Source organism: Micromonospora sp. BL4 (assembly GCF_003667505.1).
Classification (GTDB): domain Bacteria; phylum Actinomycetota; class Actinomycetes; order Mycobacteriales; family Micromonosporaceae; genus Micromonospora.
This window is the reverse complement of sequence record NZ_RCVJ01000099.1, coordinates 1-26,968: the sequence shown is the minus strand read 5'-3', so window position 1 is coordinate 26,968 and position 26,968 is coordinate 1. Positions and strand designations below refer to the sequence as shown.

Genomic DNA, 26,968 nt, shown 5'->3' with positions numbered 1-26,968 from the left:
CGCGGCGACCCGGCGTACCCCGCCAGGCTGGCCGCATTAGGGTCGATGCCGTGAGCAGCGCAGCCCCCACGGCCTCCGACGCCGCCCCTGAGCAGGCCTTCCGCCTCGCCGATCAGATCAACCGCCAACCCTGGGCCGTCCGGCTGCTGGCCGCCGCCCGCCGGCACCGGGCGGACCTGCTCGTCGCGCTGATCTGCACGGTGGTGGCCGGCTGGCTCACCCACGGGCTGTGGCCCGACCCGTCCGGACGGACGCTGGCGCTGAACCCGGAGGACCAGACCCTCTACGAGTGGTTCCTCGCGGTCGACGCGCGAGCGTTGCTCGGTGACTTCAGCCTGCTCACCGACCGGCTCAACGCCCCGGACGGGGTCAACCTGATGACCAACACCACGGTCATCGCGCTCGGCATCGTCTGCGCGCCGATCACGCTGCTGCTCGGCGCCCCGGTCACCTTCGCGCTGCTCGCCGCCGCCAACCTGGCCGGCACCGCCGTCGCCTGGTACCTGCTGTTCCACCGGGCGTTGCGCGCCCGGCGGCTCGCCGCCGCCCTCGGCGGAGGACTGTGCGGGTTCGGCCCCGGCATGATCTCGCAGACCAACAGTCATCTGCACATGACCGCCCAGTGGCTGGTGCCGGTGATCGTCTGGCTGGTGGTCCGGCTGCTGCGGGCGTCCGACCCGGGACCGACGCCGCCCGGCACCCCCGCCGGGCCCGACCGCTCACCGCCCGCCGGACCGGACCGGCGGCGCGTGTTCAGCTCCGCGGCCGGGCTCGCCACGGCGGTCACCGCACAGGTCTTCATCGGCGAGGAGGTGCTCTTCCTCGCCGCCGTCACGATGCTGGTGATGGCGGTCAGCTACGCCGTGGCGGACCGGGACCTGGCCCGCCGGGCGCTGCCGACCTTCGCCGGCGGGCTGGCGGTCGCCGCCGGGCTGGCCCTGCTGGTGCTCGGATATCCGCTGTGGTTCCAGTTCGCCGGGCCGCAGGGGGTCGCCGACGGGATGTTCAGCCCGGCCTACTTCTCCGCCGACCTGAGCAGCTGGTGGACCGTCTCCCCGCTGTCGGTGGCCGGCAGCGCCGAGTCCGCCCGGCTGACCACCGGCCCGGCCGAGTACAACACCTTCCTCGGCTGGCCGCTGCTGCTGGTCACCGCGGCCTGCGCGGTCTGGATCTGGGTGGGGCGCCGCCGGTTGGTGCTCGCCTGCGTGGTCGCGGCACTGGTGATGGGCGCGCTCTCGCTTGGCCCGGAGGTGGTGCTCGGCGGCACCAGGACGGCGCTGCCCGGCCCGTACGCCCTGCTGGCCGGGCTGCCGGTGGTGGACGGCGCGCTGCCGATGCGGTTCGGCCTGGCGCTGCTCCCGATCATCGCGACGCTGCTGGTGCTGGCGCTCGACAAGGCCCTGCGGAGCACCGGTCGGGCGCGACGGCTGGTGCCGCTGGCCGTCGTCGCGGCGCTGCTGCCGATCTTCCCGACCCCGCTGCCGACGGCCGAGCGGCCCGCCGTGCCGGAGTTCATCACCGGCGGGCACTGGCGGCAGTGCGTCCGTCCCGGCGGGGTGCTGGTCCCGGTGCCGCTGCCCACGCCCAAGGAACCGTGGCCGATGCGCTGGGCCGCCGCCGCCGACGCCGGCTTCGGTCTGCCCGAGGGGTTCTTCATCGGCCCGTACGGGCGGGGCGGCACCGCGGCGATGGGCACCTTCAAGCAGCCCACGTCCGCCCTGCTCGCCGACGTCGCGCGACGCGGCGACCAGCCGGCCATCGGTGACGAGCAGCGCCGGCAGGCCGCCCGGGACGCCGACTTCTGGGGCGCCTCGTGCGTGGCCCTGGCGGACGACGCCCCACACGTGGAGAGTCTGCGCGCGACCCTGGAGCAGCTCTACGGCCCGGCCACCCGGATCGCCGACGCCTGGATCTGGCGGGTCTGATCGGATCCGGCGCTGTAAACGGAAAAGGGCCCCTCCCGCACCGAAGACGGTGGAGGAGGGGCCCTTCTCGTACGACTGGGTCAGACCCGGGGAGCGCCGACCGGCTGGGACGCCTCGACGAACTCCTCGCGCGGGTCGTGCAGCTGGCCCAGGGCGACCACCTCACGCTTGAGGAAGAACGCCAGCGACCAGTCCACCACCACCCGCACCTTGCGGTTGAACGACGGGATCCGGCTCATGTGGTACGTCCGGTGCATGAACCAGGCCGGCCAGCCGGTCATCTTGATGCCGTACACCTGGGCGACGCCCTTGTGCAGGCCGAGGCTGGCCACGCTGCCGACGTGCTTGTGCTTGTAGTTGACCGGCTCGCGGCCCCGGATGACCGCCGCGATGTTGTCGGCCATCAGGGCGGCCTGCCGCACCGCGTGCTGAGCGCTCGGCGAGCAGAAGTTACCCGGCTCCTTGGTCAGGTCGGGCACCGCCGAACAGTCACCGGCGCTCCAGGCGCCCTCGACCACCCGGTCACCGTCGACCACCTGGAGAGTGGGCAGGCAGGTGACCCGCCGGCGGTCGTCGCGCGGGAGATCGGTGGCGTCCAGCATCGGCGACGGCTTCACGCCGGCCGTCCAGACGATGGTGTCGGAGCGGAAGCTGTCCCCGTCGGAGAGCTTGACCACCCCGTCGACGCAGGACTCCAGCCGGGTGTCCAGTCGGATGTCCATGTTCCGCTTGAGCAGCTGCTGCACCGTGTAGGCGCCCATGTCCCGGTCCACCTCGGGCAGCACCCGCTGGGTGGCCTCGACGAGCACCCAGCGCATCTCCTCGGGCTCCAGCTCCGGGTAGTAGCGCATGGCGTCTCGGGCCATGTCCTCCATCTCGGCGAGCGCCTCGATGCCGGCGTAGCCACCACCGACGAAGGTGAAGGTCAGCGCCGACCGGCGGACCTCCGGATCGGGGGTGACGGCCGCCACGTCCAGCCGGTCCAGCACGTGGTTGCGGAGGTAGATCGCCTCGCCGATGGTCTTGAACCCGATGCCCTGCTCGTGCAGGCCGGGGATCGGCAGCGTCCGGGACACCGAGCCCGGGGCCACGATCACGTGGTCGTACGCGATCTCCCGGGCCGGGCCGACGATCGGCTGCACGGTGGCCACCTTGCGGTCGTGCTCGACACGGGTGACCGTGCCCGCCACCACCGTGCACCGCCGCAACTCACGCCGCAGCGGCACCACGGAGTGCCGGGGAGAGATGTTGCCCGCTGCGGCCTCGGGCAGGAACGGCTGGTAGGTCATGTGCGGCTGGGGGTCAACCACGATGACCTCAGCCTCACGGGAGCTGAGCTTCTTCGACAGGCGCAGGGCGGCATAGAGACCGACGTGCCCGGCACCCACCACAAGGATCCGCTTCGGATTCACGTCATCTATCTTTCCCCGACCGACTCAGGTAATCCCGCTCGCGGCCCCCATCTGTGACGGAGCACAACCCCTGTGACCTGGATAACCCTGCTGCAACACCCTTTACCTGCGTCGCAGGAGCCAACCCAGCAACGCGGCTATCCCCACCGCCACGAGCAACCCGAGCACGGTGACCCACTGGTGCCCGCTCTGCCCGCCGATGCCCGCGACCTGCAACAGCAGCACCCCCAGCACGGCGGTACCCAGCAGCACCGCGGCCGCCCGCAGCAGCCAACGCGTGATCAGCTCCGGGTCCACCACCCCGTCGTAGGGCAGCAGCGCGGCCAGCGCGCAGAGAGTGTGCCCCAGGTAGAGCAGCGCGGCGACGGCGAGCAGCCGCCAGAGCGCCACCGGGCGGCCGTAACCGTCGGTGGCGAGCAGCCAGCCGCCGACCATGACCAGCGCCGCGAAGGTCGGCCAGACCCGGCGCGGACCCACCGCGGGCAGCAGCGCGGCCCCCGCGAGCAAGCCGAGCGGCCGGCCGGACAGCACCTCGGCGGGGAACGCCACCGCGAACCCGGCCAGCACGGTGACGAAGATCCCGACCCGAACCATGAGCGGGGCGAGGCTGATCCGGGCGAAGGCGTCCTGGGCCGCCCGGACCCGCCCGGTGACGGCGTCGATCATCTGCGCCCCCTCATCGGGCTCCCACCCTCGGGGCCATCGCCAGCCGCGCCACGTCCCGCAGCACCTGGTCCAGGCTGCCGGCGCCGGCCCACCGGACCACCGGAACGCCGTGCTCCCGGAGCTGCCCGATCATGACTTCCCGGTCCAGCCGCCACAACCGGTACGCGACCTCGGCCCAACCCCCGTCCTTCGGCGGCGTCAGGTCGGTCGGCAGCGTGTCCACCGCCACCACGAACCGCCCGGCGCGGGCCAGCCGGGCCAACATCTGCGCCGACCGCTCGTCCAGCAGCGGGGTCAGTACCACCACCAGCGCGTCCGAGGAGAGCAGTTGCGGGCCGAACACCTGGTCGTACGGCTCGTGCGGGGAGGACTCGGCACGTACGTCGAGCAGCCACTCCAGCACGGTCAGGTACTGCCGACGGCCGGCGGCCGGACGCAGGCGTCGCGCCGCCGGACCGTACTCCAGCAGCGAGACCCGGTCGCCCCGGTGCAGATAGTGCTCGGCGATCGCGGCGGTGGCCCGCACCGTGGTGTCCAGGACCGAAGCCGCGCCGCCCACCCCGCCGGAGCGACCGGCCTCGGCGAGCACGTCGAGCAGCACCACCACCTCGGCGTCCCGGTCGGAGAGGGTGGCCGCCACGTGCAGTTGCCGGGCGCGCAACGACACTCGCCAGTCGATGCGGCGCAAGCGGTCACCGGGCCCGAAGATCCGGACGCCGGCCAGCTCGCCGCCCTCCCCGGGCCGCCGCGAGTGGTGCGCTCCGACCAGGCCGGCGGCTCGCGGCATCGCCTCCACCGCCTCGAACGGTTCGGTTCGCGGATAGACCCGGACCCGGACCGGCTCGGTGATCACCGCCCGGGAGACCAGCAGACCACCGGCCGTGGCGACCCGCGCGCCGGCCGGACCGACCGGGTGCCGACCCCAGCGCAGGGCCCTGCCGGCCAGTTCGAGGTCCACCGCCGTCGCCCTGGGCACCGACGTCACGAACGGCCGGTCGGCGACGGAGCGCCGCCTGCCGTCGGCCGGCGCCGCGCCATCGCTCGGCGTCGCCTCGTCCGGCGACCCGTCGAGGCCGAAGCCGGCCCGCTCGATCCGCAGCCACGGAGAGACCCGGGACCGCACCACCACCAGGTCGTAGTCGACCGTGTCCGGGTTGCCGACGCTCACCGCCGCCGTCACCGCACCGCCCTCGACCAACGGCCCGTCCTCACCGGGGGCGATCCACACCTGCGGCAGCGTGGAGGGCCGGCGGCGCAGCGCGTACGCGGTGCCGAGCGCGAACGGTACGGCCAGCACGATCAGGTCGACCCGCCCCAGCAGCACCCCCGCCACCAGGAACAGGCCGGCGAGCAGCACCGCCCGGCCGAGTGCCCAGGTGGGCGCCCAGCCGGTGGCCGGCTCCGCCTCGGCGGATCGCGGCGCGGGCACGGTCGGTCCCGTCATCAGTGTCGAGGCCCGCCGGCGGCGTAGCTGGGCAGCGCGCCGCTCGCCGGCGCCGGGGTGCCCTCCAGCACCTCGCCGACCACGAACGCCGGGTCGACCCGGCGCAGCCACATCTCCGGGCGCAGGGTGATCCGGTGGGCCAGCGCGGGCGCCGCCACCTCCTTGACGTCCTCCGGCACCACGTAGTCCCGGCCGCCGAATACCGCACGGACGCGGGCCAGCAGCAACAGCGCCAGCGAGCCCCGCGGCGACGCCCCGACCAGCACCGACGGGTGCTCCCGGGTGGCGGCGGTGAGCGCCACGATGTACCGGCCGATGGAGTCCTCCACCACCACGTCCTCCAGGGCGGCCTGCATCGTTCGCAGGGTGGCCGCGTCGACCACCGGCTTGATCTCCGCCTCCTCGCGGCGGCGACCCATCCGGCGGCGCAGCACCTCCCACTCCTCGTCGTGCTCCGGGTAGCCGAAGGAGACCCGGAGCAGGAACCGGTCCAGCTGCGCCTCCGGCAGCGGATAGGTGCCCTCGTACTCGATCGGGTTGGCGGTGGCCAGCACGTGGAACGGCTCGTCCAGCTTGTAGGTCACCCCCTCCACCGAGACCTGCTTCTCCTGCATGGCCTCCAGCAGCGCGGACTGGGTCTTCGGGGGCGTCCGGTTGATCTCGTCGGCGAGGAGCAGGTTCGTGAAGACCGGGCCGGCCCGGAAGGTGAAGTCGCCGTTGCGCTGGTCGTAGAGGAACGAGCCGGTGACGTCGGCGGGGAGCAGGTCCGGGGTGAACTGGAGCCGGCGGAAATCCAACCCGAGCGCCTGGGCGAAGGAGCGGGCGGTGAGCGTCTTGCCCAGACCCGGCAGGTCCTCCAGCAGGACGTGCCCACCGGCCAGGATGCCGGCGAGGACCAGCTCCAACGCGTCCCGCTTGCCGACCACGACCGTGCCGACCGCGTCCAGCACCGCCCGGGCCAGACGGCCGACCTCGGCGGCGGGCATGCTCGGGTCCACGTCGTTCATCAGATCTTCTCCAGTTCGGCGACGATCACCGCGAGGTCGCGCGGCGACGGGGGGCGGCGAGGCGGGCTCTCCAGAAACGTCCACAGCCGCTCGCCCAGCAGGACACGGGCGCGGGCCGGGTCCGACTCGCGGGTGACGCCGTGCTTCAGGCGCATCCGTTCGTCGGCCAGTTCAGCGATTCGGGGCAGGACCACGCCGGTGAAGCGTTCGGGTCGCGTCGTGGACCAGTCGAGCGGCCATTCCCAGCGGTTGACGGCGGTGCGCAGCGCGTCCCGGGCGCCCCAGTTGTAGCTGCCGTCCTCCTCGCCCCTCGCCATCCGCCCGCCCGGTGGCGGCGGGGGTGGCGGCGCGAGCAGGCCGGTGACCCGGCGGACCGCCAGCACCGCGAACACCCCGGCGATCAGCACGGGCAGGGAGACCTGGAGGCCGACCGCGCGCAGCCCGGCGACCAGCACCGCGACCAGCGCCGCCGCGATCGCGAGCGAGCGCAGCACGAGGCGCGCCCGACCGCCACGCGACTGCGGGTCGGCCCGCGCCGGTTCCTCCTCGAAGGCGAGCAGGTCGTCGATGCTGGTGCTGCTCACGGTGCCACCTTTGTTCGCGGCTGCGGGGCTCGCAAACCCGGCTCACTCCTCGCGCTCACGGTGCCACCTCCGGGGCGGGGGCCACCGTGGCCAGTTCGTGGCGCAGCCGGCGCAGGGCGGCCCGGGCCTGGTCGCGGGTGCGGCCGTCGACCGGGCGGGTCGCGTACCGGGCCTCCCGGTAGACGTGCGCGAACTCGGCCAGCACGTCGGCGCTGACGATCGCCGGCACCCCGGCCGACGGGTCGCCGCGCAGCAGCCGGGTGACCAGGTCGGTGGGGGTGTCGCCGAGCCGCCGGGGAACACCGGCCGTGGCGGCGGCCTCCTCCAGGCGTACCCAGCAGGCGATCACCGCCACCCGGGGATCGGTGTCCCGGTCGTCCAGCTCCACCAGGCCGGCGTCGAGGGCGGCGACCACCTCGCGGGCGGTGCCCTCGGCCGTACGCCGGGCCTTCTGCGCCGGCAGTGCCCGGGTGGTGCGGCGCACCGCACCGCGGATGAGGATCCAGGTGAGGTAACCGAACACGGCGACGATGGCCAGCCCGAGCAGCACCATCGCCACCGTGGCGATCCACTGCGGGATGTGCGCCTGGGTGGCCTCGCCGGCCTCGCGCGGCTCCACCGGGATCGACGGCGATGGCTCCGCCGTCGGGTACTCGGGGACCCAGGGGACGTTCTCCGCTGCCGGCGGGATCCGGCTGGCCCCGATCGACGAGTGCGCGGAGGCCAGCGCGGCCCCGGCGAGCAGGACGGCGACCGCACCCACCGGCCACCATCGGCGGAGCAGGCCGAGCACCTGGCGCAGCACCCCGGGCTCTTCGGCGGGGTACGGCGTGGGCGGGCGCGTTCCGTCCGTCATGGCCACCGCCCCACGCGCTCTCAGTCCACTCCGGCCAGCTGCTTGGCCCGGCCGAAGACATCGTCCAGCATTTCTGGCGTCAGCCGCCCGGTGAAGGTGTTCTGCTGGCTGACGTGGTAGCAGCCGAGCAGTTCCGGTGCGGCTGTGCCGGACCAGTGTGCCCCATGGCCGAACCTCGGTCGCGGGCTGGGCGGGCGCTGCCCGTACACCTGGTGCAGCACCGGCCACCACGCTGCCCAGGCGAACGCGCCCAGCGCGACCACGACGCGCAGGGTGGGCCGGATGAGGGCGACCTCCCGGTGCAGCCAGGGCGCGCAGGTGTCCCGCTCGTCCGGGGTGGGCTTGTTGTCCGGCGGCGCGCACCGGACGGCCGAGAAGATGCGGGTGTCCCGCAGTGTCAGCCCGTCGTCGGCGGCGACACTGGTCGGCTGGTTGGCGAGCCCGGCGCGGTGCAGGGCGGCGAAGAGCACGTCACCCGACCGGTCGCCGGTGAAGATCCGGCCGGTGCGGTTGCCACCGTGCGCGGCGGGCGCCAGGCCGAGGATCGCGATCCGCGCGTCGGCGGCGCCGAAGCCCGGGACCGGCCGGCCCCAGTACTCCTGGTCGCGGAACGCGGCCCGGCGGGTGCGGGCGACGTCCTCCCTCCACCGGACCAGCCGTGGGCAGGCGAAACAGTCGCTCACCGCCGCGTCCAGGTCGGCCAGATCGGTCGCCCGCGCGGCGCGGGCGACCACCTGATCGGGGGTACGCGACTCAGCCAAGCTTGGCCCGGAAGAGTTCCAGGGTGCGGGCGAAGGCGCTGGCGGCGGCCCGCTGGTCGAACGCCTCCGGCCGGTCGTCGTTGAAGAAGGCGTGCGAGGTGCCGGGGTAGTCGTAGAGGTGGCAGGTCCCGCCGGCCTCCTCAATGGCCCGGCGGGCGGTCTGCACACCCTCGGCGGCCGACGTGCCGTCCTCTTCGGAGCAGTGGATGACGGCGGCCTTGCCGGCGTAGTCGGCCCAGTCGGGGCGCATCGACTCCCAGGGCAGTACGGGGTAGAAGCCCACGCTGGCGACGATGCGCTCGGAGATCGTCGCCGACCAGAGAGCCAGGCTGCCGCCGGCGCAGAAGCCCACCGCGCCCACCTTGCCGGTGACCTCCGGCCGGCCGGCGAGGTAGTCGGCGGCGCCGGCGATGTCCTTCGCCGCCTCGTCCATCCGCATCGCCATCAGCAGCCGCTGTGCCTCGTCCGGTTCGCTGGTGGTCTCACCGTGGTAGAAGTCCGGAGCGAGGGCGACGAAGCCGGCCTCGGCGAACCGGTCCGCCACCGACCGGATGTGCGGGACCAGGCCCCACCACTCCTGGATGACGATGACGGCAGGGCTGGCGACGCCGCTGGCGGGTATCGCGAGATACCCCTCGCTCGTGCCCCCGTTGCTGCGGTAGCTCACCATCTCGCCCATCGGCCGTCCTCCTAGCGGTCAGTCATCGTTGGCTGGTCGCCCAGTGGTCCTACGTGCCGGTAGCCTGCCATGCCACGACGCCGCCGGGAAGACGCGGGAACAGTGGCATTCACCTCCCGTTTGCCGGGTGGTGACTGCGCGTACGCCGACGGCGGCGGGGAAGGTTCCCCCGCCGCCGTCGGTGCCGCTGCCCGGTCTGCTGACGCTCCGGTCAGGCCTTCTTGGTCAGGCAGAGCAGGTAGCCCGTCTTGCCCGGCTCGATGCTGTAGAAGACGTAGCCCTCCTCGCCCTCCTTGAGGTAGCCGTCGCATGCGGTGCCGGCCTTGGCCTGCGCCTCGGTCTGCCCGTCGACCCGACCGACCACGTTGTACGCCGCGTCGGTGGAGGTGCACTCGACGACCTTGGCGCCGTCGACCTCCTCCTCCTCGGTGCCGGTGACCTCGGGCAGCTCGGCGATGCAGTCGCCGGCCTTGGCGTCGGCGGTCTCGTCCTTGTTCAGGAAGTTGCCGATCGTGGTGGCGAGGCCGAACTTCAGGCCGGCGATGACGACGAACACGACGATCGCGCCGATGATGCCGAGGGCCTTCCTTGCACCGGGCTTCTTCGCCTCCGGCTCGACCGGCAACGGCGTCTCGACGGCCGGCTGGGGCGGCGCGACGTCGGACGCGGGGGGCGGTGCGACCTGCTCTGACACGGGGGTTCCTTCCGAGGGGTTGATGAGCAGACGACACCGTAACGATCATTGATTTCCGGCGTCGTCCCGCTCGCCTCGTCCGTTCAGCCATTTCCCAGCTTCGTGTGCATGATCCAATTCACATCGCCGTTCAGCCCGTCGCGGTCGGGGTCGGCGCACCGCTCGGTGTGGGACTGGGCGTCACGGTCGGGCTCACCGTGGGTTGTCCGGTGGACGTCCCGGACGGGTCCGGCGTGGTGGTCGACCCCGGCGTGCTGGTCGACTCCGGCGTCGCGGACGGAACCACAGCGCCGGGGGCGCGGGGCCCGAAGGGCGCCTGGTTCGGGCAGTACGGGTACGCCCGCAGCAGCGGCTTGCCGTACTCGTCGGCGAGGTCCGTGCAGTCCGGGTAGCCGAGCCGGATCGGGTCTCCGTTCTGGTCGAAGAGCCGGGCGTTCTCCACCAACCGGCCCTCGCTGTCGTAGACGAAGACGTCCCGGACCCGGTCGTACGGGCCGTTGATCGACGCAGGGTCGATGCCGTAGTCGCCGTAGCGCATCCGGTCCTCCGCCTGGATCAGGGAGGAGAGCGCGAAAACCACCAACACCGCGCTGCCGACCTGCACCGCCGAGCGCGGCCAGCGGGTCAGCTGGGCCGAACGACGGCCGATCCAGATGGAGGCGAGCACGAAGCCGACCAGCATGATGAATCCGGCGAGCAGTTCTCCGCCGAACCGGGGCAGCAGGCCGAAGCTGCCGCCCGTGCTGATCACGGTGACCAGCATCGCCGCCAGGTAGCCGCGGAGCACCCACCAACCGGGGCGCAGCAGCCGGAGGAAGTCGCTTGCCGTCGCGTACCCCAGGGGTGGGCCGAGCCGGGTGTCCAGGGCGCGCAGCCGGCCGCGGACCCGGACCACCGCGGTCGCGACCCGCTGGTCGAGATTGCGGCCACCGCCCGGCTCGGCGCCCGCTGCGGAGCGCAGCTCGGCGGCGTACGTCTCGGGCTCGCCCAGCCGCTCGACCAGGGTGCCCTCGGCCTCGGCGGCGACCTCGGTGAGGTGGTCGGCGAGATCCTCGGTCAGCTCGTCGCGTTGCGTGGTCGGCAGGTCGGCCAGGGCGGCCCGGACCCGCGCCACGTAGTCGGTGATCTCCTGCTCCGTGACGGTCATGCCGCCAGCCCCCGATCGTCGAGCAGACTGTCCATGGTGGTGGCGAACGAGCGCCAGAGCTTGCCGGAGCGGGCCAACTGGTCGCGCCCCGCGGCGTTGAGCGAGTAGTACTTGCGGTGCGGCCCGGATTCGCTCGGCACGACGTAGGTGGTGAGCAGGCCGGCCGCGAAGAGGCGGCGCAGCGTGCCGTAGACCGAGGCGTCGCCGACCTCCTCCAACCCGGCCTCCCGGAGCCGGCGCAGGATGTCGTAGCCGTAGCCGTCCTCCTCCCGGAGCACGGCCAAAACGGCGAGGTCGAGCACGCCCTTCAGCAACTGTGTGGTGTCCACGCATTGCACACTAGTGTGCAATGCGAAGTAGCGCCAACGGTTTCGCCCCGACACGCCGTAGCGGGGCTGGCGGGTCCGGGGGGTCAGACCGGGCGCTGGGCGGTGATCGACTCCAGATCGGCGATATCGGGGTTTCCCGAGGACGTGGACACCGCGATATCGGCGATCTGGAGAGGCGGTCTGGAGAGCGGAGGGGACTCGCCGCGCCGCTGAGCTGTCTAGTGGAGGCTCCACGCGATGCCGTCGAGGATGTCGTGCTCGGAGGCGACCACCGACGGCATGCCGGCCCGCTCCATGATCACCCGGAGCACCAGCGCGCCGGCACCGATCACGTCGGCCCGGCCCGGATGCATCACCGGGATCGCCAACCGCTGCTCACGCGTCCGGCCCAGCAGGTCGGCCGTCACCTCGGCCACCGCGTCGTACGACACCCGGGCGTGGTGGATGCGCTCGGGGTCGTACTCCCGCAGGCCCTGGGCGATGGCGACCACGGTCGTGACCGACCCGGCGAGACCGATCAGCGTGGCCGCCTCCCGGCCGGGCACCACCGCGAGCGCCCGGTCCACCGCCGCCGCGATGTCGGCCTGCGCGGCCGCGACCTGCTCCGGCGTCGGCGGATCGCCGGGCAGGTGCCGCTCGGTCATCCGGACGCAGCCGATGTCCACCGAGATCGCCGCCCGCACCCCGCCGACCCGGTCACCGACCACGAACTCGGTGGAGCCGCCGCCGATGTCCACGACCAGGAACGGCTCCTTGGCGTCGGCGGGCAGCCCACGCACCGCACCGGTGAAGGAGAGCCGCGCCTCCTCGTCACCGCTGACCACCTCCGGCGCGACCCCGAGGGTGCGCTGCACCATCTCGGTGAAGTCAGCGGCGTTCGCCGCGTCCCGGGAGGCCGAGGTGGCGCACATCCGCACCCGCTCCGCACCCAGCTTCTCGATGTCGGCGGCGTACGACGCCAGCGCCACCCTGGTCCGCTCGATCGCCTCCGGCGCCAACCGGCCGGTCCGGTCCACGCCCTGCCCCAGCCGGACAATCTCCATCCGTCGGGTCAGGTCGGTCAGCGGCGCCTGCGAGCCGGCCGACGGCTCGGGCAGGTCGGCGACCAGCAGTCGGATCGAGTTGGTCCCGCAGTCGATGGCCGCCACACGCGTCGTCACGGCAGCAACCTTACGGCAGGCCAGGCGGTCGCCCGGCGGCTTGTCCGGCGGTGGGGCACTCCGCGGAAAGGTCCGGCGCCGGCATCTCCGAACCCGCACCCAACAGGTGGGTGCCGAGCGGTGTCAGGTGGTGCCGGACGGCTCCGCCGTCCCGTTCGCTGGCGATCAGCCCGGCCGCCCGCAGCGCGGTGGCGTGCTCCGACGTCGAAGAGAGACTGATCCCGACGGCCCGGGCCAGCACCGTCGTGGTCAGCCCGCCGTCCTCCGCGAGCCGACGGAGCACCAGCGCCCGGGTGGTGCCGAGCAGCCGCCCGAGTCGGTCGACCGCCGCGGAGGCGGCACGGCGAGGCATCGGCACCGGGTAGACGAGCAGGATCGGCCGCCCCGGCTCGACCAGCACCCGAGGGCGGGGACCAGCCAGCGGAGAGGGCACCAGGACGAGTCCGTGCCCGGCGCCGGTCAGCTCCCCGTGCCACCAGGTCCGCACCTCCAGCACGGGCTCCCGCCACCGGATCGCCGGGTGCAGGCCGTTGAAGAGGCTGGCCAGGCCGTGCCGCACCAACCGCTGGCTGGCGCAGGCCACCTGCTGGCGGTGCCCCGCCACCAGGTCGGGCCAGTGCGGCGCCAGGACGGCCTCGAACCAGGTGTGCACCGCCCCGCCGAACAGGTCCAGCAGCTCCGGGTCGGCCGCCGCGAACCGCCGCCGCAGCGGGCTGGCGGTCACGTCGGCGTACGTCGCGGTTACCTCGGCTCGGACCCGCCGCGCCGGGGTGGCCCGCATCGCCTCCAGCCCGGCCGCCACCGACTCCGCGCCGTCGAAGGGGGTGACGAAATCCGGCAGGCTCCCCCGACCGGGCAGAAGGTGCCGCAGGATCGCGGTGGCGGCCTGGGCGACGCCGGCGGCCTCGACAGCCATCGCGTGCTCGGCCAGGGACGGCGCCATCACCGCGACCGTGGGATCACGCAGCCACTGACTGGCCAGCAGCGCGGTCCCGACCGGGTGCAGCCGGTCGGCGAACCGCACCCGGCACAGGTCCGCCGGACCGAGCTCGAGGCGAAGCATGGAGACAGCCTGCCTGCCTTCGGCCAGGACCGAAAGGGTTGATCCGCAGGCCGGCCGCCTCCAGTGTGGACGCCGGGATCGACGGGGGGTGGCCGGCGTGCGTCGGACGATGGCAGTGTTGACGGGGCTCTGTCTCATCGTGGCCGTCGCGGCCTGCGAGCGGGGGGAGCCGTCGTCGGCCCCGCCGGCCGCACCGTCCCCGTCGGTCGAACGCCCGGCGCCGGGCGACCACCGGCTCACCCTGAAGCACAACGGGCTGGACCGCACCTACCTGCTGCACGCACCACCCGGGTACGACCCCAGCCGGTCGCCCGCGCTGGTCATCGCGATGCACTTCTATCCCGGAACCGGCTCCGCCATGCGGGAGCTGACCAGTCTGGACGCCAAGGCCGACAAGGACAACGTCCTGGTCGCCTACCCCGACGGGAACGCCGGCGGCTTCAACGCGCTGATCTGCTGCGGCAAGGCGGACGACGTCGGCTTCCTCAACGCCCTCACCGACCACCTGGTGCAGACCTGGCGGGTGGACCCGACCCGGGTCTTCCTCACCGGCATCTCGAACGGCGCCGACATGAGTTTCCGGGCGGCGGTGGAGAGTACGGGCCGTTTCGCCGCGATCGGAGTGGTCAGCGGCGGCTACAGCGGTCCCCTGACCACGCCCGAGAACTACGTACCGAAGAGCCCCGTTTCGGTGATCACCTTCATCGGGTCCCAGGACCGGAACGACTCGGTCTTCGAGGCGGGCATGCGGACCTGGCAGCAGCGACTCCGGTGCAAGCCCAGCCCCAAGGCGTCCGGAGTGCCGGGAGTCACCCGGACCATGGCCCGCTGCGCGGACGGCAGCGACGTCAGCATCTACACGATCGCCAGCATGGGCCACAGCTGGCCGGGTGCGACAACCGGTCAGCTCGCCGCACCCACCGCGGGTCTGTCCGCCACCGACCTGATGTGGGAGTTCTTCGCCGCGCACCCCCGCAAGGCCACCACCTAGAGCCGCAGCAGCATCCGGGTGTTGCCCAGCGTGTTCGGCTTGACCCGCTCCAGGTCCAGGAACTCCGCGACACCCTCGTCGTACGAGCGCAGCAACTGCTCGTAGACCGGCTGCGGCACCGGCGCGCCGTCGATCGCCTGGAACCCGAACGAGGCGAAGAACCGGGTCTCGAACGTGAGCACGAAGATCCGGGCGACGCCCAGCTCCCGGGCCGCGTCGATCAGCTCACCCACCAGCCGGTGGCCGATCCGTTGGCCCCGGCAGGACGGATCCACCGCGACGGTGCGGATCTCGGCCAGGTCCTCCCACATCACGTGCAGCGCCCCGCAGCCCACCACGGCGTCGTCCCCGGCGCGGACCGCCACCCGGAACTCCTGCACGTCCTCGTAGAGGGTGACGGTGGCCTTGCTCAGCAGCCGCCGGTCGTCGGTGTACGTGTCGACCAGCCGCCGAATGCCCCGCACGTCCCCGGTGCGGGCCCGCCGCACCAGGATCTGACTCTCGGGTGCCGAGGCCCCGGCCTGCCCGCTCATTCGCCCGCCGGCACGTCCACGCACGGGCCGGCCGTCCACCAGGGTTCGACCAGCGCCAGCGTCTCGTCGCCGAACGGGTTCACCCCGGGGCCGGCACCCAGCGCGTGCCCCAGGTGCACGTGCAGGCACTTCACCCGGCCGGGCATCCCGCCGGCCGAGATGCCGGCGATCTCGGGCACCTCGCCGATCGCCTCCCGGCGGGTGAGGTAGTCCTCGTGCGCCGCCCGGTAGTGGGCGGCCAGCTCCGGATCCGTCGTCAGCCGGTCGGCCATCTCCTTCATCAGCCCGGCCGACTCCAGCCGGCTGCACGCCGCCGTGGCCCTGGGACAGGTCAGGTAGTACAGCGTCGGGAACGGGGTGCCGTCGGCGAGGCGGGGCGTCGTCTCCACCACGTCCGGCAGGCCACACGGGCAGCGGTGCGCCACCGCCCGGGTCCCACGGGGCGGGCGGCCGAGCTGCGCGGCCACCGCGGCCAGGTCGGCCTCGGTGGCCGGCTCGCGGTGCGGCAGGGGTACGGAATCCGCCGCCGACTCCGGCGGTGGTGCGACAGTCACGGTGCCCATCTCTCCTGGTGCGCTGATCGGTGGCTCACTTGCCGGGTTGCTGGCTGTCCGCCGCCTGAACGCTCGACCAGAGCGTGTCGTACCAGGTCACCGGACCGGTCGGGGCGGCCGGCCCGTCCGGCTTTCCGGCGTCCCGGGCGGCGCCCTCCGGGTCGTGCAGCACCACCATCATCTTCTCGCCCGGCCGGCCCATGAAGAACCGCTCCCGGGCTTTGGTCTCGATGTACGCCTTGTCCTTCCATTTGGCGGCCTCGGCGGCGAGCTTGCCGATCTCTTCTTCCTGCGCCGCCTGGGCGGCCTCCATCCGCTCGATGTCGGCCTGCTGGTCCAGGTAGACCCGAACCGGGTAGGTGTAGGCCAGAGCGAGTGCGATCAGGACCGCGAACAACACGGTGGCCCGGCCGGTGAAGCGACGGGGGTGGGGTGCGGCGAGCCGTTTGACGGCACCACCGGTGGCGGTGCGTCGAGCGGCGGCCGGACGGTTCGCGGAGCGCACCGCCTCGGCGCCCCGGGCCGCGCCCGGCGCCCGACCAGCGGCGCCGCGCGGCTCGGCGCGTACGCCGGCCTCCCGGACCGATCCCCGAGTGGCGCGGCCACCACCCGGCCGACCGGACTGACCCGGTCGGCGGGCGGGACGCTGACCACCCGGTGTGCGGCGCTGCTGCATCGTCACACCCCTCCCCCGAGGCTTCCCGACAACCTTTTAGGCCGAACGGTAGCGCGGGAACGCCCCAGCGCCGGCGTAGCGCGCCGCGTCGGCCAGCTCCTCCTCGATCCGGAGCAGCTGGTTGTACTTGGCGACCCGGTCCGAGCGGGCCGGCGCGCCGGTCTTGATCTGACCGCAGCCGGTGGCGACCGCCAGGTCGGCGATGGTCGTGTCCTCGGTCTCGCCGGAGCGGTGGCTCATCATGCACTTGAAGCCGGCCCGGTGGGCCAGGTCCACCGCGTCCAGGGTCTCGGTCAGCGAACCGATCTGGTTGACCTTGACCAGGACCGCGTTCGCCGCCTTCTCCGCGATGCCGCGGGCGATGCGCTGCGGGTTGGTCACGAACAGGTCGTCACCGACGATCTGCACCCGGTCGCCGATCGAGGCGGTCAGCGTCTGCCAGCCGGTCCAGTCGTCCTCCGCCAGCGGGTCCTCGATCGACACGATCGGGTACTCGTCGGCCAGCTTGGTGTAGTAGGTGCTCATGTCCTCGGCGGACTTCGGGCTGCCCTCGAAGGTGTAGGTGCCGTTGTCGAAGAACTCCGTCGCCGCCACGTCGAGCGCGAACACGATGTCGCTGCCCAGCCGGTAGCCGGCCTTCTCGACCGCCTCGGCGATCAGGTCCAGCGCCGCGGCGTTGGTCGGCAGGTTCGGCGCGAAGCCGCCCTCGTCGCCGAGCCCGGTCGACAGACCCTTCTTCTTCAGCACCGACTTGAGCGCGTGGTAGACCTCCGCGCCGGAGCGCAGCGCCTCACGGAAGGTGGGCGCGCCGATCGGCGCGATCATGAATTCCTGGATGTCGACGTTGGAGTCGGCGTGCGCGCCACCGTTGAGGATGTTCATCATCGGCACGGGCAGGAGGTGCGCGTTCGGGCCGCCCAGGTAGCGGAAGAGGCTCAGCTCGGCGCTGCCGGCGGCGGCCTTCGCGATCGCGAGGGAGACGCCGAGGATGGCGTTCGCGCCCAGCTCCGACTTGCTGTCGGTGCCGTCGATGTCGAGCATCTTCTGGTCGATCAGGCGCTGCTCGCTGGCCTCGTACCCGATGATCTGGTCGACGATCTTGTCTTCGACGTTGGAGACCGCCTTCTCCACGCCCTTGCCCTGGTAGCGGTCGGCGTCACCGTCGCGCAGCTCGATCGCCTCGAAGGCGCCGGTGGAGGCGCCGGAGGGCACGGCGGCGCGGGCCACCGTGCCGTCGTCCAGGCCGACCTCGACCTCGACCGTCGGGTTGCCCCGCGAGTCGAGAATCTCCCGGGCGACGATTCCCTCGATGGTTGCCACTGAGTCGCTCCTCGTTGTTGTGATCCGGTCCGTGGGTGGGCCGCGACGGTGCGGCTGAGGCAGGTGTTGAACGCAGCGTATCGGGCCACGGGATCGGACACGGCGTCGCCCGCGCACCCGGGTCGCCCCACGGTGACGGACATTCCCGGATTTCCGGGCGTCAACCGGCAACGGGTTTGCGCTGCGCCGACCCGATCCACCAGGCTGGTCGCCATGCCCGCCGCCTCGACCACCCTCCGCATGCTCGCCGTGTCGGTCATCGCGTCGCTCACGGTCACCGGCTGTCAGACATTCGAGGACGCCGGACGCGCCATGGGCCGCTCCGATCTGGTCAACGACCTCGCCGCCCGGCTCGATCGGGCGCTGGAACTGACCTACTCGGCCGAATACCAGCTCCCCGGCGGCGAGACCGCCGCGATCGTGCAGGCCCAGGATCCGGCCCGCTCCACGTACAGCTACCCGGGTGGGCGACTCACCGTCACCCCGGACGGGATCACACGGTGCACGGCGGCCGGCGGCCGCACAGCGTGCACCCTGATCACGCCACCCACCCCCGGCAGCAAGCCCACCGTGGCGCTCTTCGCCGAAGCGAACGAGCAGGGCCTCGTCACCCCTCCGGTGGTGGTGGGGCTGCTGACCGCCGCCGCGCTCGACCCGCAGGCGGTCATCAGGCAGAGCGACACCACCGTCGCCGGGCACCACGCCACCTGCGTGGAGGTGCAGCGGTCGGACGGCGACCTCACGGCCTGCGTGACCACCGACGGCGTGCTCGGCAGCTTCACGGGGTCGGTCGACGGCAAGCCGATGGAGCTGGCACTGAGCAGCTACTCCGAGACGGTGCCGAAGGACGCGTTCGACCCGCCCGCCGGCGCCACCGTGGTGGACCGCCGGCCGGGCGGCTCGTGACCGGCCCGGCCGTCGGGTCCGCGAACACCGCGCCGCGAGCCGGGTTCCAGCCGGGGGCCGACCTCGGTCGCCCGCCCGCGCCCACCGACCTGGCCCTGCCGGTGGTCGGCGCGAAGCTGCTGCTCACCGCCGACGGGACGGTGGGCCGGGTCGCCGACCTGCCCGCCGACACCCCCTGGGTGCCGCTGGGCACCCTCGACGGGGTGCCCGCATGGGCGACCGACCTGGCCACCGCCGACGGGATCCCCGGCCGGGCTCGCGGTTGGGCGTCGCTCGCCGCCGAGGTGCCCGAGCCGCTCGCCACGCTGGCCGGCCGGGCGTTGGCCGTGGTCACCTGGCGACGTACCCACCGGTGGTGCGGCGCCTGCCGTGCCGAGCTGACCGACCAGCCCGGCGAGACCGCCCGGCGCTGCCCCGACTGCGGCCTGTACGTCCCCATGCAGCTCTCCACGGCGGTGCTGGTCGCGATCACCCGGCCCGGGCCCGCCGGCCGCGCCGACGAGCTGCTGCTGGTCCGGCACGCGACCGGGCCGACCGGGCTCTGGGCACTGGTGGCCGGCTTCGTCGAGGCCGGCGAGACGCTGGAGTCGGCGGTGCACCGCGAGGTCGGCGAGGAGGTCGGGCTCAGCGTCGACCAGCTGGCCTACTTCGGCAGCCAGCCGTGGGCGATCTCCGGCCCCGGGGTGCTGCTCGCCGGCTTCACCGCCCGCGCCGCCGACCCGCGGGCCGAGCCGGTGGTCGACGGCCGGGAGCTGACCCGGGCCCACTGGTTCGGCCTGGACGCGCTGCCGGCGGAACTGCCGCCCGCGTACTCCATCTCGCGCTGGCTGATCGACGCGACGGTGACCGCCGGACGGCGGTGACCGCCGTGACCGCGACCGGTCGGCGGGCCTCGACCGGGGGTGGGTCAGACGCCGAGCAGGGTGCGCAGGTGGCGCGGGGGCGGGCAGTCGTGGGCGAGCATCGCGTCGTGCCAGTCACGCACCGACACCCCGTGCGGGCGGGCGGCGGCGATCTCGGCCACCTCGCTGTACCCCACGAAGTAGGTGGAGAGCTGCGTGGACGTGAGCAGCGACCGGCGCCACTTGCCGGCAGCCTCGCCCTCCTCCTGGAAGCCGCGCCCGGTCATCAGGGCCATCGCCTCGGCCTCGGGCAGGTCCTCGGCGTGCACCAACTGGTCGAGCAGCGCGTTGATGGTCATCCGTAGCTGCATCTTGAGCTGCTGCAACCGCACCGGCAGGCCACCGAAGCCGAGCCCGGCCATCAGCTCCTCGGCGTAAACGGCCCAGCCCTCGATGAACGGGCCCGACTCGGCCAGCGCCCGGACCCGGGTGCCACCGACGTAGCGGCGGGCGTGGGCGAGCTGGAGGAAGTGCCCGGGCATCGCCTCGTGCACGGTCAGGTTGCGGATCATGTGGTCGTTGTACTCGCGGTAGAACGACTCGACGCGGTGCGCCGGCCAGTCGGTGGGGGTGGGCGCGATGCAGTAGAACGTCGGCAGGGCCGCGGTCTCCAGCGGGCCGGGCGAGTCGCAGTACGCCACCGCGACGCCCCGGGCGAACTCCGGCATCTCCTGGATCACGCACCGGTCGTCGACCAGGCTGACCAGGTCGTGCGCGCGGACGAAGTCGGTCGCCTCGTCCAGGGTCACGCCGGCCAGCTCGACGATGGTCCGGTCGTCCGGGTGCTCGGCGGCGAGCACGTCCAGCGCCCGGCGTACCGTCGCGTCGTCCGCCCCGCCGCCGACCAGCTCGACGGACGCCTCGCGGATCTCCGCGGTGACCCGGTCCAGGTTGGCCCAGGCGCGGCGCTGGATCTCGGCGGCGCCCAGTTCGGTGTCCAGGGTGTGCCAGAGCCGGGCCTCCCAGCGGCGGCGGCCCAGGCGGGGGTCACGACCGGGGCCGCTGTCGGCGGCCAGGCCGGTGCGCAGCCAGGCGACGAACTCCTCCAGCGCGGCGATCGCCGCGGTCGCCGCCGGCTCCACCCGGTCGAGGCTGCCGGGCGCCTGGGCGAGCAGCGGCGGCAGCTCGTCGCGGATCAGCGCGGCCGTGCCGGTGAACTGCCCGACCGCCGTCTCGGCGTGGATCCGCGGCATGTCCCGCAGCGTCGCGCGGGCGGTGGCGAGGGCGTCCGGTACGGCGGCGAGCCGGCCGGCGAGGTGGGTCAGCCGCACCTCGGCCGGGGCGTACGGGCGGGCCAGCAACGGGTGCAGCAGCGGCCCGGGGTTGTGACGCAGAGGGTCCCACTCGTGCGACCGGATCTCGGTCAGCTCGAACAGCTCCCGGTCGACGAACGAGGTGAGCAGCGCATGGTCGACCTGCTCCTCGACGTCCAGCGAGTCGGGGTCCAGTTCGGACAGTGCGTTCGCCGCGTCGGAGAGCATCGCCCGGTCGGTGGCCAGCGCCCCGGGGGACAGATCCGGCAGCCGGTCGTCGTACCGGTGATCCCCCGCCGCGGTCGCCACCCCCGGCCGCGTCTCCAACAACGCCTCGACGACCCGCTCCGCCAGAACCCCGAACGCTTCCACCCCCCGACCCTACCGACCACCCCTCGGCCAGCCGTGTTGATCAAGAGGTTTGCGTCAGGATCCGGCCTGGAAGTGACGCGAACCTCTTGATCAACGTCGTCAGTCGGCGGGCGGGGTGGGGCGCTCGGCGGCGCGGACCGCCTCGGCGTAGGCGAGGGTGGTGCGGCGCAGGGCGGCCTCCGGGTCCAGGTCGGCCTGGCGGGCCGCCGCCACCGTGGCCAGCAGGCTGGCGCCGAGCCTCGCCTCCGGGTCCACCTGTGAGTCGGCCAGCGGCGGCGGGACGGCGAGCCCGACCCGTGCGGCGCGGTCCAGGATCGTCGCGGCCAGGGCGAGGGCGGGCTGGCTCAACGCCACGCCGTCCAGCACCGAGTCGCGCGCCTTCTCGGCCCGCTTGATCCGCTCCCAGTTGGCGGTGATCTCCTCCAGCGTGCCCGCCTCCGCACCGGCGAAGACGTGCGGATTGCGCCGGATCATCTTGTCGACCAGGCCACCCGCCACGTCGTCGACGTTCCACCGCTCGCCCTCGGGCAGTTCCTCGGCGAGCCGGGCGTGCAGCACCACCTGGAGCAGCACGTCACCCAGCTCCTCGCGCAGCGCATCGGTGTCGCCGGCGCTGATCGCGTCGTACGCCTCGTAGCTCTCCTCCAGCAGATAACCGGCGAGGCTGCGGTGCGTCTGCGCCCGCTTCCACGGGTCACCCCCCGGCGACGCCAACCGGTCCAGCACGGCCACCGCGTCGAGCAGCCGGGCGCCCGGCGGATCCCACGAGCCGTACATCAGCTCCAACTCGGCCAACCCCGGCTCCCTGGCCAGCCGCAGACCCAGCTGCCGGGCCAGGGACTCGTCGCCCGCCGGGCCGGCCAGCCAGACCGCAGCGCCATGCGCCGCGACCGCGTCCAGCAGCGGCTGCGTCGCCGGGCCGTCCACGATCGTGACCTCGGGGCCCGCCTGCCGCACGGCCGTGGCCAACTCGCTCTCCGCGCCGGCCAGCACCGGATGCTGGCGTACGACATCCCAGGCGGCCGAGGTCAGCAGACCGGCCGGCAGTCGGGGCGAGGTGACCAGCAGGATGATCCGTGCCGTCATGCTCAGCTGGCCGTGCCCTCAGCCTCCGGAGTGGCGGTCGACCCGACCGGCTCCGGGGTGGAGATGTCGGTGACCGCGTCGGAGCCCAGCTCACCCAGCGGCACGCTCACGGCGGGCACGTCACCGGGGAAGCTCAGCACCGGGAACTCGAGTGGGCGGTAGCGGGGGCTGACCGTCACGTCGTAGCCTTCGGCCGCCTCGACCAGCGACCGTCGGGTGGCCAGCGCGCCGCGCAGCTGCTCGCCGTCGAGTTGGCGGGCGGCGTCCTCGTCGGTCATGTTGGCCGGGATCTGGCCCGCCTCGCGGCCGACCCCGATGAGGGTGGCCATCTCCTGCGCGGTCGGCGCGACCGGCTCGGACGGCACACCGGACAGGCAGGTGTAGAGGTCGGCCATCTCCCGCACGTACCCGGTCCCGGGCTCCAGCCCGAGAACCTCAGCGACCTGCTCGCGCGGCACCTGGCCGCGCGGCTGGTAGTTCTTCTCGGCGGAGATCCGCTCGCACACCTCACTCAGCACCAGCACGCTGGTCACCTGAACGGCGCCGGGCAGCTGCGGCTCCGGCGGCGCGGGCTGGCCCGCGGTGGTGGGCGACGCGGTCGGCGACGCGGTCGGCTTCGGGTTCTTGTCGCGCAGATCCTTCAGCACGGCGGCGACCCGGTCATCGGTGATGCGGTGGTCACCGACGTAGGCGGCGATACCGGGCTCGGCACGGCAACCGGACAGGGCGACGAGACCGACCGCCACGCTGGCGACGGCGACAAGACGGCGAGCACGCATGACGGTCACTCTCTCACGGCAGGACGCGTCGCTGTGACGCCCCCCACCGCACAGGCCCGGGGCGACCAGGATGGCGCCGGCGCGCCCGACACCACCCTGATCGAAAGCCCCGGGCTCAGGCGGTCGCTCCCGCCGGCACAGCCGGAGCGGGGGCGCCCAGCACGTCGGAGAGCAGTTGGGCGCACCAATCCAGCAGGGCCTGGTCGCGCAGCGGCTCGCCACCCACCCGGCGCGTGCTGGGTCGGGGCACGCTGACCTGGTCGGTCGCCTGCTTGTAGACCGCGTCCGGGTGGTAGCGCTTGAGCCGCAACTGCTTCGAGTCGGGCAGCGGCAACGGCCCGAACCGGACGTGCTTGCCCTGCATCGACACGTCGGCCAGGCCGTACCGCCGGGCCAGCAGGCGGAACCGGGCCACCGCGACCAGGTTCTGCACCGGGGCCGGCGGCTCGCCGTACCGGTCGGTCATCTCGGCGACCACCTCGCGCAGCCGCTCCTCGTCGCGCGCCTCGGCGAGCTTGCGGTACATCTCCAACCGCAGGCGCTCCACGCTCACGTAGTCGTGCGGCAGGTGCGCGTCGACCGGCAGGTCGATCTTGACGTCGGCCTCCTCCTCGGGCCGCTCACCCTTGAACGCCGAGACCGCCTCGCCGACCATCCGCACGTACAGGTCGAAGCCGACGCCCTCGATGTGCCCGGACTGCTCGCCGCCGAGCAGGTTGCCGGCGCCCCGGATCTCCAGGTCCTTCATCGCCACGTACATGCCCGCGCCCAACTCGGTGTGCTGGGCGATGGTCGCCAACCGCTCGTGGGCGTGCTCGGTGAGCGGCTTCTCCGGCGGGTAGAGGAAGTACGCGTACGCCCGCTCCCGACCCCGGCCGACCCGGCCGCGGATCTGGTGCAACTGGGCCAGGCCGAGCAGGTCCGCCCGCTCCACGATCAGGGTGTTGGCGTTCGGGATGTCGATGCCCGACTCCACGATCGTGGTGCAGACCAGCACGTCGAACTCCTTCTCCCAGAAGCCGACCATGACCTTCTCCAGGGCCTCCTCGCCCATCTGGCCGTGCGCCACCGCGACCCGCGCCTCGGGCACCAGCTCACGCAGCCGACGCGCCGCCCGGTCGATCGACTCGACCCGGTTGTGCAGGTAGAAGACCTGCCCGTCGCGGAGCAGCTCGCGGTGGATGGACGCGGCCACCTGCCGGTCGTCCTGCGCGCCGACGAAGGTGAGCACCGGGTGCCGCTCCTCCGGCGGGGTGGCGATGGTGGACATCTCCCGGATGCCGGTGATCGCCATCTCCAGGGTGCGAGGGATCGGGGTCGCCGACATGCTCAGCACGTCGACCGAGGCGCGCAGCGTCTTCAGGTGCTCCTTGTGCTCGACACCGAAGCGCTGCTCCTCATCGACGATCACCAGACCCAGCTGCTTGAACCGGGTGGCGGTCTGGAGCAGCCGGTGGGTGCCGATGACGATGTCGACGGTGCCGTCGGCGACCATCTCCAGCGTCCGCTCGGTCTCCTTCGGGGTCTGGAACCGGGACAGCTGCCGGATCACCACCGGGAACTGGCTCATCCGCTCGGCGAACGTGTTGTAGTGCTGCTGCACCAGCAGCGTCGTCGGCACCAGCACCGCCACCTGCTTGCCGTCCTGCACCGCCTTGAACGCCGCCCGGACCGCGATCTCGGTCTTGCCGTAGCCGACGTCGCCGCAGATCAACCGGTCCATCGGGACGGTCTGCTCCATGTCCCGCTTGACCTCGTCGATCGCGGCGAGCTGATCCGGCGTCTCCTGCCAGGGGAACGCGTCCTCCAACTCCCGCTGCCACGGGGTGTCCGGGCCGAACGAATGGCCCTTGGACGCCTTGCGGGCGGCGTAGAGCTGGATCAGCTGCGCGGCGATCTCCCGGACCGCCTTGCGCGCCCGGGCCTTGGACTTCTGCCAGTCCGAGCCGCCCATCTTGTGCAGGGTCGGCTGCTCGCCACCCACGTAGCGGGAGAGCTGGTCGAGCTGATCGGTCGGCACGAAGAGCCGGTCGCCGGGCTGACCGCGCTTGCTGGCCGCGTACTCGATGACCAGGTATTCCCGGCTGGCGCCGTTGACGGTGCGCTGCACCAGCTCGACGTACCGGCCGATGCCGTGCTGCTCGTGCACCACGTGGTCGCCGGCCTTGAGCTCCAGCGGGTCGATGGTGTTGCGTCGCCGGCTCGGCATCTTGCGCATGTCCCGCGTGGACGTGCCCCGACCCCCGGTGACGTCGTTGCCGGTGAGCAGCACGAAACGGGACGCCTCGTCGACGAAGCCACTGCTCAGCGCTCCGCAGGTGACCACCAGCTCGCCGGGGACGGGCGCGGTCGGCACCTCCTCGGTCAACCGGGCGCCCAGGCCGGCGTCGCGCAGCACCTCCACCGCCCGCTGGGCGGGGCCGTGACCCTCGAAGACCAGCGCGATCGACCAGCCCTCGCCGGCCCAGCGCTTGAGGTCGTCGACGACACGCGCGGTCTCGCCGTGGTACAGCGGGGCCGGCTGGGCGGACAGCGTCACCGCGATGGCGTCGTCCGGAGTGACGGCGGCCTGCTCCGGAGCGTCCTCCCAGGGCTGCCGCGTCTCGGCGGTCTCCGCTTCGACCAGGCCGAACGGGGACAGCGTCCACCACGGCTGACCGAGCTTGCCGGCGGTGGCGCGCACCTCGGCCAGGGTGCGGAAGGCCGCGGCGCCGACATCCACCGGCGCCTGGCCACCGACCGCGGCGGCGGCCCAACTGGCCTGGAGAAACTCCTCCGAGGTACGCACCAGGTCGTGCGCCCGGGTGCGGATCCGCTCCGGGTCGCACAGCAGCACGTGGGTGCCGGACGGCATGGCGTCCAGCAGCAACTCCAGCGAGTCGGGGCCGACCAGCACCGGTGCCAGCGACTCCATCCCCTCCACCGGGATGCCCTCGGCCAGCTTGTCCAGGATCTCGGCCAACTCCGGGTGCTGCTCGGCGAGCGCGGCGGCCCGCTCGCGGACCGACGGGGTGAGCAGCAACTCCCGGCACGGCGGCGCCCAGAGCAGCGGAACCTGCTCGATGGTCCGCTGGTCGGCGACGGCGAAGGTGCGGATCTCCTCCACCTCGTCGCCCCAGAACTCCACCCGGGACGGGTGCTCGTCGGTGGGCGGGAAGACGTCCAGGATGCCGCCGCGCACCGCGAACTCGCCGCGCTTGGTGACCAGGTCGACCCGGGCGTACGCCATGTCGATCAGCCGACGGGCGACCTCCTCAAGGTCCGCCTCCTCGCCCGCGGCGAGCTGCACCGGCTCCAGGTCACCGAGCCCCTTGAGCTGCGGTTGGAGCAGCGAGCGGACCGGGGCCACGACCACCCGCAGCGGCCCGGTGCTGCCGTGCGCGTCGGCCGACTCCGGGTGCGCCAACCGGCGCAGCACGGCCAGTCGCCGGCCCACCGTGTCCGAGCGTGGCGACAGCCGCTCGTGCGGCAGCGTCTCCCACGACGGGAAGACCACCACCTGCTCCGCCGGCAGCAACCCGCCCAGCGCGGCAACCAGATCGTCGGCCTCGCGGGTGGTGGCGGTCACCGCCAGCACCGGTCGACCGGCCCCTTCGTTGTCGGCGGCGACCGCCGCGACGGCGAACGGGCGCAGCGCGGCCGGGGCGGTGATGTCGAGGCCGTCGACCTGGGCGGCACCGGAGCGCGCCAGGTCACGCGCCCGGGCCAGCCCGGGGTCGGCCAGGGCGGCGGAGAACAGACCGGTGAGCATGTGATCACTTCCAGGGGAGTCGACGCACACGACGGCTGCCCCTCGTCCGGTCGGACGGGGGGTGCACGACGACAAGCCTATCCCCGTCCACCGACAGCCACCCCCTTCCGCCCAGGTC

General features: G+C 73.1%; 25 protein-coding genes. 4 read left to right on the top strand and 21 right to left on the bottom strand.

The annotated features are described in order from the left end of the window. Positions 1-50 precede the first annotated feature (50 nt). Positions 51-1,925, top strand: a complete 1,875-nt coding sequence (locus tag EAD89_RS09425) for a hypothetical protein (protein WP_199733455.1) — start codon at positions 51-53, stop codon at positions 1,923-1,925. An 80-nt stretch (positions 1,926-2,005) separates the two neighbouring features. Here the strand turns inward: EAD89_RS09425 and EAD89_RS09420 are convergent, their stop codons facing one another. The 13 genes from EAD89_RS09420 to EAD89_RS09360 form a co-directional block, all read right to left on the bottom strand. Then, a complete protein-coding gene (locus EAD89_RS09420) occupies positions 2,006-3,337 on the bottom strand; it encodes an NAD(P)/FAD-dependent oxidoreductase (protein ID WP_121675448.1) in 1,332 nt (443 codons plus the stop codon). A 102-nt stretch (positions 3,338-3,439) separates the two neighbouring features. Continuing rightward, entirely contained in the window at positions 3,440-4,003 is a 564-nt protein-coding gene (locus EAD89_RS09415; RefSeq protein ID WP_121675447.1) for a hypothetical protein, read from the bottom strand. Between the two features lie 10 nt (positions 4,004-4,013). Beyond that, entirely contained in the window at positions 4,014-5,447 is a 1,434-nt protein-coding gene (locus EAD89_RS09410) for a DUF58 domain-containing protein (RefSeq protein ID WP_121675446.1), read from the bottom strand. After that, on the bottom strand, positions 5,447-6,454 hold the full coding sequence (locus EAD89_RS09405) for a MoxR family ATPase (protein WP_121675445.1): 1,008 nt from the start codon (positions 6,452-6,454) through the stop codon (positions 5,447-5,449). The genes EAD89_RS09410 and EAD89_RS09405 overlap by 1 nt, the downstream gene beginning before the upstream one ends. Beyond that, the gene (locus EAD89_RS09400; RefSeq protein ID WP_121675444.1) at positions 6,454-7,038 is read right to left on the bottom strand and encodes a hypothetical protein; all 585 of its coding nucleotides are present in this window, start codon (positions 7,036-7,038) and stop codon (positions 6,454-6,456) included. The genes EAD89_RS09405 and EAD89_RS09400 overlap by 1 nt, the downstream gene beginning before the upstream one ends. Positions 7,039-7,093: 55 nt before the next feature. Continuing rightward, positions 7,094-7,894, bottom strand: a complete 801-nt coding sequence (locus EAD89_RS09395; protein WP_121654541.1) for a DUF4129 domain-containing protein — start codon at positions 7,892-7,894, stop codon at positions 7,094-7,096. Between the two features lie 20 nt (positions 7,895-7,914). Continuing rightward, complete coding sequence (locus EAD89_RS09390; RefSeq protein ID WP_121654542.1) at positions 7,915-8,628, bottom strand: uracil-DNA glycosylase; 714 nt, start codon at positions 8,626-8,628, stop codon at positions 7,915-7,917. A gap of 19 nt (positions 8,629-8,647) precedes the next feature. After that, complete coding sequence (locus EAD89_RS09385; RefSeq protein ID WP_121654543.1) at positions 8,648-9,334, bottom strand: dienelactone hydrolase family protein; 687 nt, start codon at positions 9,332-9,334, stop codon at positions 8,648-8,650. 211 nt (positions 9,335-9,545) lie between these two features. Then, positions 9,546-10,028, bottom strand: coding sequence for a hypothetical protein (locus EAD89_RS09380; protein ID WP_233578435.1), 483 nt, complete (start codon positions 10,026-10,028; stop codon positions 9,546-9,548). Between the two features lie 130 nt (positions 10,029-10,158). Next, positions 10,159-11,175, bottom strand: coding sequence for a hypothetical protein (locus tag EAD89_RS09375; RefSeq protein WP_121675443.1), 1,017 nt, complete (start codon positions 11,173-11,175; stop codon positions 10,159-10,161). Then, positions 11,172-11,504 carry a PadR family transcriptional regulator gene (locus tag EAD89_RS09370; protein WP_121654545.1) on the bottom strand — a complete coding sequence of 111 codons (333 nt, stop codon included), beginning with the start codon at positions 11,502-11,504 and terminating at the stop codon, positions 11,172-11,174. The genes EAD89_RS09375 and EAD89_RS09370 overlap by 4 nt, the downstream gene beginning before the upstream one ends. 218 nt (positions 11,505-11,722) lie before the next feature. Then, a complete protein-coding gene (locus EAD89_RS09365) occupies positions 11,723-12,652 on the bottom strand; it encodes a Ppx/GppA phosphatase family protein (RefSeq protein WP_121675442.1) in 930 nt (309 codons plus the stop codon). Positions 12,653-12,674: 22 nt separating this feature from the next. After that, positions 12,675-13,727: a helix-turn-helix transcriptional regulator gene (locus EAD89_RS09360; RefSeq protein WP_121675441.1), complete on the bottom strand. Its 1,053-nt coding sequence runs from the start codon at positions 13,725-13,727 to the stop codon at positions 12,675-12,677. Between the two features lie 109 nt (positions 13,728-13,836). Here EAD89_RS09360 and EAD89_RS09355 point away from each other — a divergent pair, with 109 nt between their 5' ends. Next, positions 13,837-14,718: a PHB depolymerase family esterase gene (locus EAD89_RS09355; protein WP_121675466.1), complete on the top strand. Its 882-nt coding sequence runs from the start codon at positions 13,837-13,839 to the stop codon at positions 14,716-14,718. On the opposite strand, the gene EAD89_RS09350 is transcribed toward EAD89_RS09355, so the two are convergent. Genes EAD89_RS09350 through eno form a run of 4 tightly spaced genes read right to left on the bottom strand, consistent with a single transcriptional unit; the run spans position 14,715 to position 17,801 of the window. Next, positions 14,715-15,251, bottom strand: coding sequence for an amino-acid N-acetyltransferase (locus EAD89_RS09350; RefSeq protein WP_121654548.1), 537 nt, complete (start codon positions 15,249-15,251; stop codon positions 14,715-14,717). The genes EAD89_RS09355 and EAD89_RS09350 overlap by 4 nt on opposite strands. Then, positions 15,248-15,805 (bottom strand): DUF501 domain-containing protein, encoded by a 558-nt coding sequence (locus EAD89_RS09345; protein WP_121654562.1) that lies wholly within the window; start codon positions 15,803-15,805, stop codon positions 15,248-15,250. The genes EAD89_RS09350 and EAD89_RS09345 overlap by 4 nt, the downstream gene beginning before the upstream one ends. Positions 15,806-15,839: 34 nt before the next feature. Beyond that, on the bottom strand, positions 15,840-16,481 hold the full coding sequence (locus EAD89_RS09340) for a septum formation initiator family protein (RefSeq protein ID WP_121675465.1): 642 nt from the start codon (positions 16,479-16,481) through the stop codon (positions 15,840-15,842). Positions 16,482-16,517: 36 nt separating this feature from the next. After that, positions 16,518-17,801, bottom strand: coding sequence for a phosphopyruvate hydratase (eno, locus tag EAD89_RS09335; protein WP_121654549.1), 1,284 nt, complete (start codon positions 17,799-17,801; stop codon positions 16,518-16,520). A 213-nt stretch (positions 17,802-18,014) separates the two neighbouring features. Here eno and EAD89_RS09330 point away from each other — a divergent pair, with 213 nt between their 5' ends. Continuing rightward, positions 18,015-18,707, top strand: coding sequence for a hypothetical protein (locus tag EAD89_RS09330; RefSeq protein WP_121675440.1), 693 nt, complete (start codon positions 18,015-18,017; stop codon positions 18,705-18,707). Continuing rightward, positions 18,704-19,570, top strand: a complete 867-nt coding sequence (gene nudC, locus EAD89_RS09325) for an NAD(+) diphosphatase (RefSeq protein ID WP_121675439.1) — start codon at positions 18,704-18,706, stop codon at positions 19,568-19,570. Before EAD89_RS09330 ends, nudC begins: the two co-directional genes overlap by 4 nt. 44 nt (positions 19,571-19,614) lie before the next feature. Here nudC and EAD89_RS09320 read toward each other — a convergent pair whose 3' ends face one another. From EAD89_RS09320 to mfd, 4 genes are all read right to left on the bottom strand, one after another. Further along, positions 19,615-21,234, bottom strand: coding sequence for a DUF885 domain-containing protein (locus EAD89_RS09320; protein ID WP_121675438.1), 1,620 nt, complete (start codon positions 21,232-21,234; stop codon positions 19,615-19,617). A gap of 99 nt (positions 21,235-21,333) precedes the next feature. Beyond that, on the bottom strand, positions 21,334-22,320 hold the full coding sequence (locus EAD89_RS09315; RefSeq protein ID WP_121675437.1) for a nucleoside triphosphate pyrophosphohydrolase: 987 nt from the start codon (positions 22,318-22,320) through the stop codon (positions 21,334-21,336). A gap of 2 nt (positions 22,321-22,322) precedes the next feature. Next, complete coding sequence (locus tag EAD89_RS09310) at positions 22,323-23,099, bottom strand: hypothetical protein (protein ID WP_121675464.1); 777 nt, start codon at positions 23,097-23,099, stop codon at positions 22,323-22,325. 115 nt (positions 23,100-23,214) lie between these two features. Beyond that, entirely contained in the window at positions 23,215-26,850 is a 3,636-nt protein-coding gene (mfd, locus tag EAD89_RS09305) for a transcription-repair coupling factor (protein WP_121675436.1), read from the bottom strand. Positions 26,851-26,968 lie beyond the last annotated feature (118 nt).

Bases quoted from the DNA above. Each gene is read 5' to 3' on its own strand.
- EAD89_RS09315 (WP_121675437.1), bottom strand. From the start codon at position 22,320: ATGACGGCACGGATCATCCTGCTGGTCACCTCGCCCCGACTGCCGGCC.
- EAD89_RS09375 (WP_121675443.1), bottom strand. From the start codon at position 11,175: ATGACCGTCACGGAGCAGGAGATCACCGACTACGTGGCGCGGGTCCGG.
- EAD89_RS09350 (WP_121654548.1), bottom strand. From the start codon at position 15,251: ATGAGCGGGCAGGCCGGGGCCTCGGCACCCGAGAGTCAGATCCTGGTG.
- EAD89_RS09355 (WP_121675466.1), top strand. From the start codon at position 13,837: ATGGCAGTGTTGACGGGGCTCTGTCTCATCGTGGCCGTCGCGGCCTGC.
- EAD89_RS09395 (WP_121654541.1), bottom strand. From the start codon at position 7,894: ATGACGGACGGAACGCGCCCGCCCACGCCGTACCCCGCCGAAGAGCCC.
- EAD89_RS09415 (WP_121675447.1), bottom strand. From the start codon at position 4,003: ATGATCGACGCCGTCACCGGGCGGGTCCGGGCGGCCCAGGACGCCTTC.
- EAD89_RS09405 (WP_121675445.1), bottom strand. From the start codon at position 6,454: ATGAACGACGTGGACCCGAGCATGCCCGCCGCCGAGGTCGGCCGTCTG.
- EAD89_RS09310 (WP_121675464.1), bottom strand. From the start codon at position 23,099: ATGCGTGCTCGCCGTCTTGTCGCCGTCGCCAGCGTGGCGGTCGGTCTC.
- EAD89_RS09340 (WP_121675465.1), bottom strand. From the start codon at position 16,481: ATGCAGCAGCGCCGCACACCGGGTGGTCAGCGTCCCGCCCGCCGACCG.
- EAD89_RS09410 (WP_121675446.1), bottom strand. From the start codon at position 5,447: ATGACGGGACCGACCGTGCCCGCGCCGCGATCCGCCGAGGCGGAGCCG.
- EAD89_RS09330 (WP_121675440.1), top strand. From the start codon at position 18,015: ATGCCCGCCGCCTCGACCACCCTCCGCATGCTCGCCGTGTCGGTCATC.
- EAD89_RS09385 (WP_121654543.1), bottom strand. From the start codon at position 9,334: ATGGGCGAGATGGTGAGCTACCGCAGCAACGGGGGCACGAGCGAGGGG.
- mfd (WP_121675436.1), bottom strand. From the start codon at position 26,850: ATGCTCACCGGTCTGTTCTCCGCCGCCCTGGCCGACCCCGGGCTGGCC.
- EAD89_RS09360 (WP_121675441.1), bottom strand. From the start codon at position 13,727: ATGCTTCGCCTCGAGCTCGGTCCGGCGGACCTGTGCCGGGTGCGGTTC.